Source organism: Wolbachia endosymbiont of Armadillidium vulgare str. wVulC (genome assembly GCF_001027565.1).
Lineage (GTDB): Bacteria > Pseudomonadota > Alphaproteobacteria > Rickettsiales > Anaplasmataceae > Wolbachia.
In genome coordinates this window covers 420,120-437,549 of the sequence record NZ_ALWU01000001.1, presented here as the reverse complement: position 1 = coordinate 437,549, position 17,430 = coordinate 420,120, and the positions used below count along the sequence as shown (strand labels likewise).

Below are 17,430 nucleotides of genomic sequence, written 5' to 3'. Positions count from 1 at the left end.
GGAAAACAAGCTTGATAAATTTATATAATTTAATAAATTAAATATAGGGGGTATAAAATGTCTTATAATTTTCAAAACATTCCTAAGTCAGGATCAAGTGATAAATTACAACCTAAACCAGATGAGAATAATAGAGTAGTATTATTCCATGAAGGTGAGGGCAACAATCAATCATTAGGTTGGTATACTGAAGAGCAAATAAAAAATAATCCTGATCTTCTATTTTTGTTTGGTGATTTTGTTTGGTGATAACGATGACGCAAAATATAGAACAGATAATCACAATCCAGGAGGTAGTAAACAAGCCGCAATTACAAGACCAGCTGCTGGACCGTATGATAGGTTGCCAAGCAACGGTGGGATAAATGGCAATGCAATAGGAATAACCACTACTTTCTATAATAGTGATAAGTATACTCTTAGCATAAATGAGTTTAAAGTTCTAATGGATAAGGAATTTGAACCTATTGAAACTTGGGTAAAAGAAGGTGGATGTGTTGTCATACCCTGTGATAACAAAGGAAAACATAATTTAGGTACTGGAATAGCTGGATTAGAAAGAAAAATTCCTGGTGCTATAGATTATATACAATCTAAAGTAAAAGAGTTAGTAACATTAGGAAAACAGCCAACACAGAACTCTCAAGATAAAAATCTCAATACCTTAAAAGAGGAATTACACAACACCCTATCAAGAGAGCGTGAATCTTATAAGTCATGTGGAGGATTAAAAAATTACCTAGGTAAAGAAATTAATGATCAATCACACGCTACACTAAGAGAAGGTATCAATGATAAACCAGAAGAAATACTAACTCCACAAGAAAAATCTAAGCGTAATAACATACCTTTGTATAGCGCTTTAGGTGTTGGGGCAATTGTTGGTGTGGTAATAGCATACCTTGCAGGAGCAGCAGCTTTAATGCCACATAGTGTTGCTATTGCAGTGTTTATTGTGTCTGCTGCTGTTGGTACATTAGTAGGCTATGGCATTGGAAAATTTTGTGAAGAGAAGCAAAAAGATCCTGATATAAGTAGATTTACTGCTGTTAAGAATATATTTTTTGGTATATCTATCACTGAACATTCTAAACCAGGATTGAAGGTTTAATCCAAACTATTAAATGTATAAAAAAGTAGTATAGAAAAAAAGCTCTTTTCTGTACTACCCTATTATAACGCAAAATCAGCCATTTTAGTCTACTTTCGCCACATCTATATATGAACTAATTTGTTGAGCTTCGTTGCAAAAATTTCACACCTTTGTTTTCACAACACCACTTTTATTTCAATTGTTCTCACAAATATACGCACTATTTTTATGCTTTTAGAAAAAGTAAACAATTAAACCTTTCATGACACTAATTTATAGTATATTTTTATTGAATTATTGTCTTGACTTTATTTATTAACCTCTCGTACAGTAAAAGCTGTTGTAAAAACTTAAGTTCGAGGTAACATGTTTCCACGTAATAAAGATAAAGCGGTAGAGCCCACCGCAGATGAGCAAGGAAATACTCCTTTGTATTTTGCTGCTTTGAAAGGTAATTTAGAAGTAGCTGAAGCACTATTGAAACATGAATTAGGCGTTGATCCAGAAGACTCTGAGAGGTGTGCTCTCTTGCATCTTGCTGCTTTGAAAGGTAATTTAGAAGTAGTCAAATTACTATTGAAGCATGGAGCAGATGTTAATGCAGAAAACTTTGAAAGAAAAACTCCTTTGCATATTGCTGCTCGCAGTGATTATCCAGAAATGGTGAAAGTTCTGTTAGAGAGAGGAGCACGTGTTAATGCAATAGATAATGAAGGACGTACTCCTTTGTATTTGGCTCAGTCCTGTGGACACGGGAAAGTAGTCAATTTATTGCAGCAAGCTGCAATGCAAGGGCCTAATGGCAACATGAATGATGTGAACGTGGAGAACTTATACAGACCAGGAATGGATAGAAACTATTGAGGCATTTTCTGTTAAGCTATAGGCAGTATATTTTCTTGTTAATTTTCGCTTGCATGTTACAATAAGTATTGAAGATGAGGTGTATGCTATGAATAGTGAGATAAAAAACAAGCAGTTTGTGGAATATGCAGAACAAACTAGCTCAAAAAGTTATTATTTTTCAGAGTATTGGGATTCACAGCCAAATATTGATCTAAGCAATTTAAACTCAGAGAAAGACTCAAACTCAAGCTGTGATTTAGGTAACTCTCTTCCTTTTTTAAAAGGAGATTCACCTTTAGCAGAAAAAGAAATACCATTGACTGATGAAGAGAGTTTGTTAAACGACGAATTTCATCAGAAGATGAATGATATAGAGGAAAAAAATGAACAAGAGTATAAGAAAATTAAAGGAGAAAAAGCCTGGGCAAAGAGTGCTCTAAAAGATATTAAAGATGTAGTAGATGAGTATCTTAAAAAGGGAATAAAATTGAACTCATATTGTGACGACAATGGAACAACTGTAGTGAATTTAATATTTAGGAAAATGCAAGATGTTCTTGAAAAAGTAAACCCTGGCAGAGAGATTCATTGTAGTAAAGATCCAGATCCAGCAATAGAAAATGTGAGCATTATACTAGATATTGCTGAAGATTTACTATTAAAAGGCGGGAAAGTGCAGCGATGTCTTTTCTATAACGATAGGATGTCACATGCGACTATGGGATTCATAAATCTTCGTAATGAACAGTTTGATAACTATCTTTCTGGTGAATGTGAAAAAATTAGAAGCCGGCTAGAAGGAGCTGCGCGTGAAAGCATTGTGAACAAAAACAAACAAATTCAAGATGAGTTAGAAATAAACATAGATAATATATATTTTTATATAAAGTATCCACAAGGTAGTATTGTTGAGATTGTAAAAATTACAAATGAATTGGAGGTAGAACATCTAGAATTAGAAGTCTGCGAGTTGGAGATAGGAGGAAGTAAAGTAATAGTTGAATTTAAAAAAGAAGAAAGAAATTACACTGACATTGCAGGTAGTGACGGTATAGTGTTAATTTTCTACACCAGCTTGGGGAAGTTAGAAGTTGAATTATATCTTGATGAGGAGGATGAAAATCTCATAGGGGTAGAAGTAAGAGATCAAGAAAAGTTAGAGAAATTGAAAAGTTGTAAAGAAGAAATAGGGCAAAATTGCTTATTAGGAGGTTTATCAGTTAATCAAGCTATAGAACAAGGGTATTTTGAACGATCTAGAGAGCTTTGTCAGTCTTCTGAAAGAGTTAGCTTATCTGAAAAAATTGAGGAAGCAGCATTGGAAGCAGTAAAAGATTTAGAGTATGGCGATATAGTAAACTCTTCGTCAAATTCCTGTAGAGAAAGTTATGCAGAAAATCAGGGTGCTAGTATGAACTCAAGTCACTCAGTGCAGCAACAAGTGAAGTGAAAATAGTAGGAGTTTAAGTATTTCAGTGGGAGTGTTAAATAAACTGTGTCAAACCAAGAAATAAAAATATAATTGATATAAAAAAACGGAGGTTTGACATGAGTCAAGTAAATAAAACTACCGGTTTGGTAGATTATAAAGAATTAGAAACCTGTCGTCTATACGAGAAGGAAGACCGTTGACAGGAAAGGAGGGAGCATTAACACCATTTATAAAAAAGCTGCTGGAGGCGAGTCTAGAAGGTGAAATAGAAAACCATTTATTAGCTGAAAGTGAAGAAAATAATCGAAGAAATGGGAAAAACTTTACGTACAACTCATTTGAGTTGTTAACACCTAGAGACAGGGAAGGAAGCTTTGAACCCCAAATAGTTAGAAAAAGACAAACAACAGAACTTGAAGCAAAGGTCTTAAGCACATTTGCCAGTGGCATGGAGATATAGCGTCACATATTGAGGAAATTTACGATCACAAAATATCGGCGGCAGAGATATCAAGTATTACTGACAAACAGTAATCAACGAATGGCGTAGTCGTCCGCTGCAGTCTGTATATCCGATAGTTTTCATGGTTTTTTAAGGAGTTGTGTAAGTAAATGTATGTATAATATATTAGCAAAATGGCAGAAAAGAAGTTTTATTTAGCTGAAAGTGAAGTTCTGGTTGGGAGTACTAAATGATCTCAAAGAGAGAGGAGTGGAAGATATTCTAATTGCATGTGTAGATGGGCTAAAAAGCTTTCCTGCAGCAATAAACGGTGTGTTCCCTAATGCAGAATGTGTATAGTGCATCAGATACGTAACTCACTGAAGTATGTAGCTAGTAAAGAGTTTTTTGAGTGATTTAAAGAAAAGCTTCAAGTAAGGAAATTGCCGAGAATTATCTGTTGGAATTAGATGAAAAATGGGGCACAAAGTACCCTATAATCTTGGCAGAATAATTGGGAAAACCTATCTGGTTATTTTAAGTATTCCGACCCAGTTAGGAGGATAATCTATACTACTAATCCCATAGAGGGGCTACATAGGCAAATTAGGAAATTCACCAAAACCAAGGGCTCATTTACTAGCATAAATGCCTTGTATAAACAGGTATATTGTGCTATAAAGAAAGTGGAGGAGAAATGGACTATGCCTGTACATGATTGGGCATTGACTATATCTCAGCTCGACATTTTCTTTCCCAACAGATTGAAAATTGAGTTGAATTAAAAATTCGGTTTGACACAGTTTATTTAACACTCCCTATTATTGACTTTCATGCAATTAGAGAACCTACTTCTACTTGATAGAATACGAATTTCTAATTTTTTTCTTCTCTTATCCTCACTATTATTCATAAAACCTGCTACGCCAAGCCTGGCTATATAATAGTCATGTGGACAAGTGGTGCAAGATATATTTATACATGCTTTGGCAATTGTTTGATCTACATTTGGTCCAAGGCCCTTTTTCAGTATTTTGGTAGGCTTTCATATCGCACTTGGTGTGCTAGCATACGCGACTATTCTAGCCTTTCCTTTGCCTCAAGGTGAGATAACCTTCGGTAGGGAAAACAATAAGATTAAAACTTAAAGTTAATGTATGTACCTTTTAAAAGCTAATGTCTGCTTTAATAAATCATTCCTTTCATTTATTAAATTACGCGGCCGTATATATTTTTCCTCAATTTCCCTCATCTCCCTTTCTCGTTCTTTGATGCTTGCTCCCATAATTTCTGCTAAGTACTTACTTTTTCCTCCCTCAAGCTCTGATTTTAGTCTCCTCACTTTGTATTCTAATTCATCAAATCTTTCATGCTTTTCTAAAAGTTCCATCATTTCGTTTATTTTACTTAATAGCTCTTTCTCTTTGGTATTTTCTGCAATCAAAGAAAGTAAAAATTTATCTATTTGATAATCAACATCTGCTTGGGATGCAAATGACTCTATTGGATTTTCTTGATATTTAAAATCGCATAAAAAGCTGACAAACCTTATCTTCTTCTCAAGGTAATTTTTCATATCTTTTGAAAGATTTTTTTCCAGTTCTTTGTAGCCTTTTGATAGAAATGTTTCTAGCTCTTTTAAGTAATCTGAGTTTAGCTTGCGTACCTTTTTAGCGTTATCAGGTAACACAATTATTAGCAAATGCTTTATTATCTCAATATCACTTGATTTTATTGCCTGGTACAACGCTTTTTCTCTATCTTCCTTCACATCATACAATTCTGATGAATCGCTCAAGCTGAACAAGTAATTTACTTCACTACCATCTTTTTTAGGATAGACTATAACATTCACTCCTCGCAGTGGATGGTCATCATTAAATTCCTTCAGTAATTCTTGCTCAGTAGTTTCTTCTATAGCAACGGCTGCATTGCTTAGCTTTTTAAGCTGATTTATATCACTACTTTCTTTTTCAAGTAAAATTTTTGCTTCTTTCAGCAACCTTCTATAGTTAGTAATTTTTTCTTCATTGCTTAGTGCTAAAAAATATTGCTTGAGCTGCTCAGAACTATATGATAAAAACTCCATTGCTTTACCTTAACTTTACCGTTACAGTAACCCATTCTCATGAAAACTGAAACAATTTTCTTTTCCACAGAGAGTTAAACAAAGGTTTGAAAAAGGGTGAAGTGAAACCACCCCATTTCAATTCTAGTATCACATTAAGCCATTATCATAAAAACTAAAGTGACTTTTTTCTGTTATTATTACATGATCCATTAATTTGATTCCTACATTATCACATGCCAACTCTAATTTCCGTGTATTCTTTTCATCTTCCTCAGATGGTTCTTGATCTCCGCTCGGATGATTATGTGCTACTATAGCAGACATTGCTTCGACCAATAATCCCCTTTTGACTATTTCTCTTATGTAAAAAGGTGTTTTGTTTACAGTTCCGGTGTCTTGAACATACTCGTGCACCAAACGGTTACCTGGATCCAAGTATATCACTCGTAAGCCTTCTTTTCTGAACTGCCCTATTGTTGCCTTCAAGTACTCTATTAGCTTTTCTCTATTATCCATAATTGATAACTCTTCTAATTTGCCTTTCAGTATCCTTTTTATAATTTCTCTCACACATTGAATACTTGCTACAGATGCATCATTCATTCCTACAACGCTTTTTAGCTCATAAAGATCAGCACTAATTACTTTTCCCACACTATTGAACAACGCTATTAGTTTCTCTGCAACATTTCTGCTTTCTCCTTTTTCGCATACAGAATACAGTATAAGTTCCAATAGTTCATGGTCAAGTAAAGATCTACCTCTGCTTGATAAAATACGAGTTTCTAATTTCTCTTTTCTTTTATCCTCACTATTATTCATAAAAACCTCCAAGATCAACATTATATACAAATTCAGCGCCAGCTTTCTGACGCAATAGTTCTCGAGGAATAACCCTTTTGAACTCTAAATTTGCAATGTTGTCCTTGTTGCTTGGGCACTGGGATGACACATAAGAAGCTACTTGAATGACACCCTTACGATATTTCAAATTACAACAGCTGTGCAGATCCAGTTAGAGAATAATGCGAAAAATTATACAATCAACGAACTACCCGCCATTTCATTTGGCTTTTTGAGTCCAAGTAGCTGTAAAATAGTAGGGGCAATATCAGATAGTCTTCCATCTCTTAATTTTAGATTTTCGCAAGATACAACGAATGGAACTTTATTTAGAGTGTGTGCTGTATGAAGTGTGTTGTTTTCTTCATCGAACATACATTCTACATTACCATGGTCTGCCGTAATAATGAGTGCGGTGTTACCAACTTCTTCAGCAGCACTCAGCACTCTTGCAAGGCAATCGTCTACAGCTAGCACAGCTTGCTCGGCTGCTTTTATGTTACCTGTGTGTCCCACCATATCAGGATTAGCGTAGTTTACAACTATCAGTGAAAATTCTTGAGAATGAATTTTTTTCACAAGCTCTTCTGTGAGCTCGAAGGCTGACATTTTAGGCTGCAGATCATAAGTTTTAACTTTTGGTGAAGGAATTAGTATTCTTTCTTCACCGGAAAAAGGTTCTTCTCTTCCGCAATTGAAAAAGAAAGTCACATGAGCATATTTCTCAGTTTCAGCAATGCGCAGTTGCCATAATTTATTGTCTGCTATTACCTGCCCCAAAGTGTTAGCGAAAGATTCAGGAGGAAAAAGATAAGGAATTTTTAAGTCTGCTTTGTATTGCATCATGCTTAAAATTGATGAGAATTTTGCAACTTCAGTGAATTTCTCGCATGACCATTGTTTTAATGAAAGATTAGCAGCGCTGGTTGGTGTCATTCCAGCGCGTGACGCTGGAATCCATATATTTTCTTCTTTCTGGATCCCAGTGTCAAGCACTGGGATGACAGAGGATTTTATATAGTCTGTTTTGTTAAGCAAAATACTTGCCAATTGTATCATTCGATCAGCACGAAAGTTAGCCAATAGCAATCCATCTTCTGGTTGTATACCTTGATAATCACCTATTACTGCAGGCCTGATAAACTCATCAGTTATATTATTTTGATAATTTTCATCAATAAGCAATACTACATCATCGTGGCGAGGTGCCTTTGCAAATGTGATAGCCTCATAAGCCTCAATTGTTCTTTCCCACCTATTATCACGGTCCATAGCATAATAACGCCCAGAGACAGTGGCAATTCTTATGTCATTGTCCTTTATACTCTCTGCAAATTCTTGAATGCATTTTTTTCCTGAATTTGGTAATGTGTCTCTGCCATCTAAAAATGCATGTATTACTACTTTAATTCCGCGCTGTGATATTTTATTTGCTAAAGCTGAAATGTGCTTTTGATGCGAATGGACACCGCCATCTGAAACTAATCCCATTATATGGCATATACCGTTCTTACTTTTTAGATCATCAATAAAATTCTTTAGATTTACATTATTTTCTATCGTTTCGATTTCTTGATTAATGCGTTGCAGACTTTGCATTACCACTCTACCACTGCCAATATTCATATGGCCAACTTCTGAATTGCCTATTTGGCCTTCTGGTAATCCAACATCAGTTCCACAAGTGGATAGACTGCATTTTGGGTAATTAGAGCTAATATATTGCCAACAGGGTGGATTTGCATTGCTGATAGCGTTGTATTTACTGCTTTCTATTCCATTCCCCCAGCCATCTAGTATGCATAAAACAACCGATTTAAAGTTCATATAATACTAGAATTTTATAGATTTAATATGATACCAAAAACAAACTCTCCTCACAACTTTTGCGTTAAAGTAGGAGATAGAAAAAGCTGCTTATAGGCAATGGTATATGAGGTTTTTCATAAAATATTTCATTAAAGTGATTGACAGTTGCTGAAGTTTTTACTAAAACACTTCCTACTTTTAATAAGAAAGTCAAATGAGTTTTACCCAATATGTAAAAGCTAATATTTTAGCAACATCAAGCACTATAATTAATATAAACAAATTCGTAAACTTTTTAAAACACAATACACACATTACAAAGCTTATTTTACGATGTTCAAGCATTAATTATGAAGTTATAAAAGAACTAGCTAAGCTTTCACATCTTACTTCACTTGATCTGAGTTGCTGTTGTATTGATACAGAAGGTGCAAAGGTTTTAGCAAGCGGAAATCTTACAAATCTTACTTCACTTGATTTAGGAGGAAACGAAATCGATGATGAGGGTGTAGAGGCTTTAGCAAGTGGAAATCTTACAAGCCTTACTGAGCTTAAATTATATGATAATAAAATTGGCGATAGAGGTGCAAAAGCTTTAGCAAGTGGAAATCTTAAAAAACTTACTTTACTGAGTTTAGGATGGAATGAAATTAGTGACAAAGGTGCAAAGGCTTTAGCGAGTGGAAATCTTACAAACCTTATTACACTTAAAGTATATGATAACAGCATTAATTACAGAGGTGCAAAAACTCTAGCTAATGGAAATTTGGTACGTCTTACTTCACTTATTTTCAATTATTGCAGTATTGATAGCACGTTGCCTAAAAATATTCTGCCTGAATTAAAAAGGAAGTGTAATAAAAGAAAAATAGGAGGGGAGCCAGAGAGTAGGCTAAGTGATACACAGACATCTTTGCATTTTAATAGTAAGAAAACAAGTGACAGAAGAGAATAGTGGGCTGTAAATATATATTACAACAGAAATCAACGCTCCCCGGGCCGGATTCGAACCAGCGACCAATTGGTTAACAGCCAACTGCTCTACCACTGAGCTACCGAGGAATAAACCTTTTTCAACTTATCATATTGAACGTCGATTGTAAACGATTTTTATGTAGACTTTAAACCCATAAAACTCCTTTACAAACTCCGCCAATTCCCTTATCATACCAATAAGAGTATTCATCCTTGTTTTTGGGCTCAACGACAAAATTCAGTAAAAAACTCAGATATTTATTGGCAAATTACAAAAAATTATAGCGGCTGCATGTCTTTTTATTTTTTCTACATTCAGCCAAAACGCGCTTAAAATAAGCGTTAGCACATTATTACAACGCCAATTTAAATTATTATAGGGTCAAAACTCGCTATACGGGGATTCTTTTGCCTTTTTTTCGCTTGGTAAATTTTTTAATATTTATAGCTAAAGCTTCAGGCCAGCGCGTGACGCTGGAATCCAGAAATTTTTTGAACACAAAAGTTATGCTAGGTTTTTGTTGGTAAGAAAGGCTGGATCCCAGTGTCAAGCACTGGGATGACACCGAAGGGGCACTGAGATAGAGGCTACTTGAATGACAAAGAAAGGGATGATAGCCATATTCCAGCAGGTATGCACTTGATGCTGGACTCACACAATCTTATCAAGTTAAACATAAAATTGATTTGCTTGCTCACAAGCAAACTTTTCTGGATCCTAGACTGGGATGACAAGAGAGAGATTACTCAAATAACACCTTCATGGTGACTTAAATCACAAGTTCATGATGCTCCTTTAAAAAGCACCATTTACTTAAGATTTTTCTAAGCCTGTAATACCTATACACATTTACTTTGATTAGAATCCCATGCTTTACCAGAAGGGCAATTGTTACTAGTACATGCAGCTTGTCCTGTTATTGCCTTCACAATTGCAGGGGCACCAAAAAATACAGCAGTAAATGCACCTAGTGCAAAAAGTGCTGGCCACGGCATTCTCCCAAATATCGCAAGCAAGGCTGCACCTATTATCACTATTGTGATCATCGGCCCACCTAAGCTGTGAGTATAGTTTACTATTTTGCATATTACTGCTGATGTTTCATCAGCATTTGCATCAAATACGAAGGAAAGAATTAAAGCTACAAGTAGAAGAAAGTTTTTCATTATGTCTCCGTATTTAACGCTGGATTATCTATCATTTTAATTAAATTTGAGTAAATGATACAAGTTGTATCATTTACTCAATACTTTTTACTGACACGTGTATCCTCCACTTGCATCAGGACTTACACGTGTATACTCCATCTGCATCAGGCTTCAATGTTTGTCCAGCAGGACATGTCTCGCACTTACTTGCTGCATCTGGCGCTATTTTTGAAACAACGACAGGGGCACCAAAAAACACAGCAGTAAATGCACCTAGTGCAAAAAGTGCTGGCCACGGCATTCTCCCAAATATCGCAAGCAAGGCTGCACCTATTATCACTATTGTGATCATCGGCCCACCTAAGCTGTGAGTATAACCCATTATTTTGCAGATTACTGCTGATGTTGCGTCTAGACCAGCAGCACTTGCATCAAACGCAAAGGAGAGAATTAAAGCTACAAGTAGAAGAAAATTTTTCATTATGCCTCCGATAATTTCTGTTTCATATTTAACTATCTATCACATTGATTAAGTTTAAGTAAATGGTGAGGATTTTTTGCTTAAAAATATCCTTTATTTCATTTAGAATACTTTTCTTAGTTTATTTATATTACAGTGCTACAGAAATTTTATAGCATCGTTTATTGCCTTTATCGTGCTTTGATTGACACAATTTACAATGATGGAGTGGAGCACGCAGGGTATCTGTCATTTTTAATCCTGTTATCAATATTTCCTTTTCTTATTGTTTTAATGGCTGTGGCGTCAACATTCGCAAGTTTCTTAGACCAATACAACGTCGGCTGGGCATTCATTATTGATAACATGCCACAGGATATTTTATCATCTTTGATGCCGCGTATTAGAGAGATAATATCAGGCCCGCCGCAAAGCTTACTAACTTTAGCAATTGTAGGCGCTGTTTGGACCGCCTCGTCAACAATTGAAGGGCTAAGAACAGTATTGAACAAAGCTTATAAAATTCCGGTTTCGCCGCCTTATATATGGAGAAGGGTACTCAGTATATTACAATTTTTAGTGATCACACTTATTATAACTCTAACTATAGTGTTCTCTACATTAGTGCCGATGCTAATTGATTTTTCCTATCAGGGGATTAGTTATACTAAATATCTCCTCATTGAATTTGTACTTTTCACAGTAGTCTCTTGGCTATATTTTATGTTGCCAAACATAAAACAAAACTTATCAGACGTATTTCCCGGATCTTGTGTGGCTGTTATTCTTTGGACAATTTCCGCTTCAGCTTTCAAGCAATACTTAAAAGCTTCCTTTGACCAACTGAATTTGATATATGGAAGTTTAGGTGGTGTGGTGGTGTCGTTACTATTTTTTTATGTGCTAAGTTTGATTTTTATATATGGAGCAAAATTTAATTTTCAGCTAAAATACTTCAATGAATCTCGCTAAGGATAAAGAAATGGGTAAGTTAGAAGGTAAAGTAGCTTTAATTACCGGGGCTTCAGGTGGAATAGGCTCTTCTGTCGCAAAAAAACTTGTAAAAGAAGGTGCATCTGTGATTCTGATTTCCAGATCTCTTGATAATCTCGTACCACTATATAATGAAATTGAAAAGTTTAGAGAAGGCTCTGTGAAACTAATTCAGCTTGATCTTTTGGATTTTGAAAGCGTAAAAGTACTGCCAAATATGATAGAAAACCTGAAATTATCAGAATCTGGAGCACTTGATATACTAGTTGCGTGTACTGGAATTTTAGGAAAACTGAACCCCATTCACGACTATGAGATTGAAGAGCTACAGAACGTAATGAATACAAATTTTACTGCCAATTGGTACTTACTAAAAAACTTAGATCCAATGCTAAAAAAGTCTAATGCTGGAAGAGTGATATTCATGACCTCAGAGGTGACACTTTCTCCTTCCTCCTATCCATATTGGATGCCGTATGCTGCAAGTAAAGTTGCACTAGAAATAATGGTGCAGATGTATGCATCTGAGACAAAACATACGAATTTGTGCGTAAATGCTGTGTATTTGGAAGGGCCTGTCGATAGTGAAATGTATAAGCAAGCGTTTCCCGGAAAAGACACATCTGAATTGGTGCCACCTGATGAACTAACAGACAAATTTGTGGAGCTTGCTTCTAACGATTGCAGCGTATCAGGAAAAATCTTACCACTTAGCAAATCTCCTGAATAAATTACCATAGTATCTGCAAAGATACCGTTAAGCCCACAACTGTATGAACATTGTGATTTGAGTCCACTAAGAAGGATGTCATCCCAGTGCCTCTATGGTGTCATTCCAGTGCTTGACACTGGAATCTAGAAAAAAAGAAGCTGGATCCCAGTGTCTGGGCACTGGGATGACATCCTTCTTAGTGGACTCAAATTGCAATGTTCCTACAGTTATACGTTAAGCCTAAAAGTAGTTAGGTTTAATAAAAATTCACATATACAGGAAAGATTGGTAACATTACTTGAATAGAGACCGTTATTGTAATTATGCCAAAACGTACAGATATAGAATCTATATTAGTAATAGGAGCAGGCCCAATAGTTATAGGTCAAGCATGCGAGTTTGATTATTCTGGAACGCAAAGCTGTAAAGTATTAAAAAGTGAAGGTTATAAAGTCATTTTGGTTAACTCCAACCCTGCAACTATAATGACGGATCCTGAGTTTTCTGATGCAACTTATATTGAGCCGGTACTGCCTGAAATCATAGAAAAAATTATAATTAAGGAGAGACCAGATGCAATATTGCCAACAATGGGCGGGCAAACAGCACTTAATTGTGCAATAAAACTTGCAGATGATGGAGTGTTAGACAAATACAACGTAGAATTAATAGGAGTAAATAGAGAAGCAATAAAAAAAGCAGAAGATAGGGAATTATTTCGCCAATCCATGGATAAAATAGGGCTAAAATACCCCAAAAGTGTCATTATAAAAAATCAAGAACAAATAAAAAAGGCTTTGGATTACGTTGGATTACCAGCAATCATCCGCTCATCATTCACCCTTGGTGGTGCAGGTAGCGGCATAGCATATAATAAAGAGGAGTTTTTCAATATCGCAGAAAGTGCTCTCAAAATTTCGCCAATAAATGAAGTTCAGATAGATGAATCAATTATTGGCTGGAAAGAATATGAAATGGAAGTTATCCGTGACTGCAAGGATAACTGTATAATAGTGTGTTCAATAGAAAATGTTGATCCAATGGGAGTGCACACCGGAGATAGTATCACAGTTGCTCCTGCTTTGACTCTGCGTGATGCTGAATATCAACAAATGAGAAATGCATCTATAGCAGTGTTGAGAGAAATTGATGTTAGCGCCGGTGGTGCAAATGTTCAGTTTGCAGTGAATCCTAAAGAAGATGGAAGCCTCGTTGTGATTGAAATGAATCCAAGGGTTTCTCGCTCTTCTGCACTTGCCTCAAAAGCAACAGGCTATCCTATTGCAAAAGTTGTAACTAAACTTGCTATTGGCTATTCGCTCGATGAAATACGTAACGACTGCGCTCCAATAATACCAGCAGCATTCGAACCAGTGATTGATTATATCGTCACTAAAATTCCTCGATTTGAGTTTGAGAAATTTAAGGGGACAAATTGTGAATTATCAACCTCCATGAAATCAGTGGGAGAAGTGATGTCAATTGGCCGCACTTTTAATGAGTCACTGCAGAAAGCTTTTTGTTCACTTGAAACAGGGCTAACAGGACTTGATGAAGTGTTTTCTGAAGACACAGATGTTAAATCTCAGTTAGCAAAATTGCTACCAAATAGATTACTGATTGCTGCTGATGCAATGCGCCACGGAATTAGCATAGAAGAAATAAATTCGATTACAGGATATGACTTATGGTTTCTGCAAAATATACAGCAAATCATCGTGGCTGAACAAAAAATCAAGGAAAATGGCCTTCCTGGAACTGCACATGAAATATTAGAGCTGAAAAAAATGGGATTTTCAGACGCAAGATTAGCAAAATTAAGTAATAGACCTACCTCTGTCATCCCAGTACTTGATACTGGGATCCAAGAAAAAAATAGGTGGATTCCAGTGTCACGCACTGGAATGACATCAGAGCAAATTGAAGCAATAAGGAAAAAATTTGGCATTAAACAAATTTATAAGCGTGTAGACACCTGTGCAGCTGAATTTGAATCAAGCACTGCTTATATGTATGGTTGTTATGAGGGTGATGTTAAAAATCAAACGGAATGTGAGGCGAATATTTCGGATCGAAAAAAAGTTGTCATTTTAGGTAGTGGACCAAACCGCATTGGTCAGGGTATTGAATTTGACTACGCGTGCGTACATGCAGTTTCTGCAGCCAAAGAAATGGGATATGAAACAATAATGATTAACTGTAATCCAGAAACCGTTTCAACTGATTATGATACTGCTGATCGTTTATATTTTGCACCACTCATTGCAGAGGATGTGCTTGAAATACTAAGTAAAGAGCAAGAAGATGGCACACTGGTTGGTGTAATAGTTCAAATAGGTGGTCAAACACCTTTAAAGTTAGCCAAAGTGCTGAATGAAAGAGGTTTTAATATCTTGGGTACATCTTTTGATTCTATTGACCTTGCAGAAGATCGCATGAGGTTTAAAAATCTTGCTTTGCAGCTTAATTTAAAACAACCTGAAAACTCTATCTGCTATTCAGTGGAAGAAGCGTTAACCAACGCAGAAAAGGTGGGGTTTCCACTAGTAGTCAGGCCATCATATGTCCTCGGCGGTCAGTCTATGTCAATTCTGCATGATATTGATAGTTTCAAAAGGTACGTCCTGAATCACACTAAAATCTTTGAGTATGGTTCGCTGCTTCTTGATAAATTTTTAGTCAATGCAGTTGAGATTGATGTTGATGCTGTGTGTGATGGGAAAAAAGTTTTCATTGCAGCGGTCATGGAGCATATTGAAGAAGCTGGTATCCACTCTGGCGATTCAACATGCTCAATACCGACAAATACATTGAGTGACGAAGTAATAAAAGAGATCGAGCTCCAAACTGAGAGAATAGCATTAGCATTAAAAGTGAAAGGCCTGATAAACATTCAGTTTGCTGTTCAAGGGAGTGACGTATACATACTTGAAGTTAATCCTAGAGCTAGTCGTACAGTTCCTTTTGTTTCTAAAGTAATCAATGTTCCTATTGCAAAGCTCGCTACTGAAGTTATTTTAGGCAAAAAATTAGATCAAGAGAAAAAATCTCTCGATCACTTTGCTATTAAAGCTGCAGTTTTTCCATTCATGCGCTTTTCGGAAACTGATATCCTACTTGGTCCTGAGATGAAGTCAACAGGAGAAGTGATGGGAATCGACTTATCCTTCGAGGCAGCACTTGCAAAAGTGCACATAGCTGCAGGATACAAATTACCAACAGAAGGAACAGCTTTAGTTTCAGTAAAAGATGATGATAAAGAGTATATATTACCTGTTGCACGGATGTTGAAAGAACTGAGCTTTGAAATATATGCAACCAAAGGCACAGCTTTGTATCTGAATAATAACGGCATTGTTGCAAAAGCTGTAAATAAAGTGAGAGAAGGCAGACCCCACATAGTTGATATGCTCAAAGATGGAAAAATAAATCTAGTGATCAATACTTCAAAAGGTGTAAAATCAGTTTCAGATAGCAAAGATATCAGAAGAACTGCTATTTTGCAAAATATAGCTTACAGCACCACAGCTTCTGGAGGTAAAGCATTAGTGCTTGCAATTCAATATGTAAAGAATAGCAATTTGGAAGTGAAGTCATTACAGCAAGTACAAAACGTTTAAATATTAAAACTAAATAAATTATTACTCTACTTTAATAAGAATTTTGTAACGTAGCAAATTCAAGTGAGTGAGAAATTTAATTAAAGGGATTTTTTATTATGGTTGTCGATATATAATTACTTGAGTATTTGGTTGCTCGTTGAAAGGCTTTGTATTAATTTTCCTAATTCAAATAATGTGCAGACTTTAACTGTAAAAATCTGCGTATTTATAGCATGATTCCTACTTTGTAAGTGATCATTACTGAAAGGTGTTTTCATGCATTTTTTACCTGAGTGCAATAAGTGTAATTCATTGAGTTTTTAAATTGATAATGAAGAAAAGCATTATTCGTCTAATAAAAGCAATCCAATATTCTTGTGAAGGAATAAAATCAGCTTTTGTATCAGAAGTTGCGTTCAGACAGGAGTTACTGCTTTTTATAGTATGTATTTCAATTTTGTTTGTTTTAGATGTAAGTAATCTAGACAGTGTAGACATTCAAGATAATAGAATTATAATAGTACTTTTGCGAAAAGTAAAAGATGCTATATGAGTGTGCCAAGAAAAGCGTTTAGAAGACAGTTGGTCAACCTAGGCAAAGTCTAGCCAGCAGCCTAGAACAGACCATTATGCTGCGTAAGGTAACGAGCGTAGTAAAGCTAATGGAATGGACAATGCAGGGTACAACGAAAGTGAAGGTATTGAGTTCCGAAATCTTCAATATCATAGAGGTCGACATTTTTCATATGATGGAAGACAGCATGAAGGGTAACGATAAGGCAAGTTATCACTGGGATCGGAGGCCGTGTCATGTGTTGAGATGGATTCTAAATGAACTTGGGAGATCCTTTGTATTCCTACTAAGGTACGTTGGAACAAGTCAACAAAGGCGAGAATTAACGGAAGATACAAAGGAAGTCGGACTGATTGATAGTACTCAGAGTGTGGGAAACAAGGGGAAGCGATCAGCGGTATAGTTAGGGATTGTTACACCAACACAACA

General features: G+C 35.8%; 16 protein-coding genes, 1 tRNA gene and 1 pseudogene. 11 read left to right on the top strand and 7 right to left on the bottom strand.

Translation table 11 applies throughout. The features are described from left to right. Positions 1–57: 57 nt before the first annotated feature. From wVul_RS02195 to wVul_RS08340, 5 genes and pseudogenes are all read left to right on the top strand, one after another. Positions 58–249 (top strand): hypothetical protein, encoded by a 192-nt coding sequence (locus tag wVul_RS02195; protein WP_047758970.1) that lies wholly within the window; start codon positions 58–60, stop codon positions 247–249. Beyond that, a complete protein-coding gene (locus wVul_RS02190) occupies positions 230–1,111 on the top strand; it encodes a glycine zipper 2TM domain-containing protein (RefSeq protein WP_161794184.1) in 882 nt (293 codons plus the stop codon). Before wVul_RS02195 ends, wVul_RS02190 begins: the two co-directional genes overlap by 20 nt. A gap of 348 nt (positions 1,112–1,459) precedes the next feature. Then, positions 1,460–1,957 carry an ankyrin repeat domain-containing protein gene (locus wVul_RS02185; RefSeq protein ID WP_153295446.1) on the top strand — a complete coding sequence of 166 codons (498 nt, stop codon included), beginning with the start codon at positions 1,460–1,462 and terminating at the stop codon, positions 1,955–1,957. 88 nt (positions 1,958–2,045) lie between these two features. Beyond that, a complete protein-coding gene (locus wVul_RS02180) occupies positions 2,046–3,389 on the top strand; it encodes a hypothetical protein (protein ID WP_047758968.1) in 1,344 nt (447 codons plus the stop codon). A gap of 98 nt (positions 3,390–3,487) precedes the next feature. Beyond that, positions 3,488–4,598 (top strand): annotated as a pseudogene (locus tag wVul_RS08340) (IS256 family transposase). A 365-nt stretch (positions 4,599–4,963) separates the two neighbouring features. Here the strand turns inward: wVul_RS08340 and wVul_RS02165 are convergent. The 4 genes from wVul_RS02165 to wVul_RS02155 form a co-directional block, all read right to left on the bottom strand. Next, the gene (locus wVul_RS02165; protein ID WP_047758966.1) at positions 4,964–5,902 is read right to left on the bottom strand and encodes a hypothetical protein; all 939 of its coding nucleotides are present in this window, start codon (positions 5,900–5,902) and stop codon (positions 4,964–4,966) included. Between the two features lie 129 nt (positions 5,903–6,031). Beyond that, positions 6,032–6,706 carry a JAB domain-containing protein gene (locus wVul_RS02160; protein ID WP_047758965.1) on the bottom strand — a complete coding sequence of 225 codons (675 nt, stop codon included), beginning with the start codon at positions 6,704–6,706 and terminating at the stop codon, positions 6,032–6,034. Next, positions 6,699–6,875 carry a hypothetical protein gene (locus wVul_RS08335; RefSeq protein ID WP_153295444.1) on the bottom strand — a complete coding sequence of 59 codons (177 nt, stop codon included), beginning with the start codon at positions 6,873–6,875 and terminating at the stop codon, positions 6,699–6,701. Before wVul_RS08335 ends, wVul_RS02160 begins: the two co-directional genes overlap by 8 nt. 44 nt (positions 6,876–6,919) lie before the next feature. After that, the gene (locus tag wVul_RS02155) at positions 6,920–8,554 is read right to left on the bottom strand and encodes a 2,3-bisphosphoglycerate-independent phosphoglycerate mutase (protein ID WP_047758964.1); all 1,635 of its coding nucleotides are present in this window, start codon (positions 8,552–8,554) and stop codon (positions 6,920–6,922) included. 196 nt (positions 8,555–8,750) lie between these two features. On the opposite strand from wVul_RS02155, the gene wVul_RS02150 reads away from it, so the two are divergent. Continuing rightward, positions 8,751–9,491 (top strand): leucine-rich repeat domain-containing protein, encoded by a 741-nt coding sequence (locus wVul_RS02150; protein WP_047758963.1) that lies wholly within the window; start codon positions 8,751–8,753, stop codon positions 9,489–9,491. Positions 9,492–9,526: 35 nt separating this feature from the next. Here the strand turns inward: wVul_RS02150 and wVul_RS02145 are convergent. From wVul_RS02145 to wVul_RS02135, 3 genes are all read right to left on the bottom strand, one after another. Next, positions 9,527–9,598: transfer RNA gene (locus wVul_RS02145), tRNA-Asn, on the bottom strand. A gap of 753 nt (positions 9,599–10,351) precedes the next feature. Next, a complete protein-coding gene (locus tag wVul_RS02140; RefSeq protein WP_047758962.1) occupies positions 10,352–10,678 on the bottom strand; it encodes a TrbC/VirB2 family protein in 327 nt (108 codons plus the stop codon). Between the two features lie 115 nt (positions 10,679–10,793). After that, positions 10,794–11,141 carry a TrbC/VirB2 family protein gene (locus tag wVul_RS02135; protein WP_047758961.1) on the bottom strand — a complete coding sequence of 116 codons (348 nt, stop codon included), beginning with the start codon at positions 11,139–11,141 and terminating at the stop codon, positions 10,794–10,796. Positions 11,142–11,276: 135 nt separating this feature from the next. On the opposite strand from wVul_RS02135, the gene wVul_RS02130 reads away from it, so the two are divergent. The 5 genes from wVul_RS02130 (at position 11,277) to wVul_RS02110 (ending at position 17,404) form a co-directional block, all read left to right on the top strand. Continuing rightward, complete coding sequence (locus wVul_RS02130) at positions 11,277–12,092, top strand: YihY/virulence factor BrkB family protein (protein ID WP_047758960.1); 816 nt, start codon at positions 11,277–11,279, stop codon at positions 12,090–12,092. Beyond that, positions 12,079–12,843: an SDR family oxidoreductase gene (locus wVul_RS02125; protein WP_047758959.1), complete on the top strand. Its 765-nt coding sequence runs from the start codon at positions 12,079–12,081 to the stop codon at positions 12,841–12,843. The genes wVul_RS02130 and wVul_RS02125 overlap by 14 nt, the downstream gene beginning before the upstream one ends. A gap of 305 nt (positions 12,844–13,148) precedes the next feature. Then, the gene (gene carB / locus wVul_RS02120; protein WP_047758958.1) at positions 13,149–16,445 is read left to right on the top strand and encodes a carbamoyl-phosphate synthase large subunit; all 3,297 of its coding nucleotides are present in this window, start codon (positions 13,149–13,151) and stop codon (positions 16,443–16,445) included. Between the two features lie 313 nt (positions 16,446–16,758). Continuing rightward, positions 16,759–16,980, top strand: coding sequence for a diacylglycerol kinase (locus wVul_RS02115; protein WP_255351234.1), 222 nt, complete (start codon positions 16,759–16,761; stop codon positions 16,978–16,980). Between the two features lie 76 nt (positions 16,981–17,056). Continuing rightward, entirely contained in the window at positions 17,057–17,404 is a 348-nt protein-coding gene (locus tag wVul_RS02110) for a hypothetical protein (protein ID WP_179943845.1), read from the top strand. The last annotated feature ends 26 nt before the right edge of the window (positions 17,405–17,430 follow it).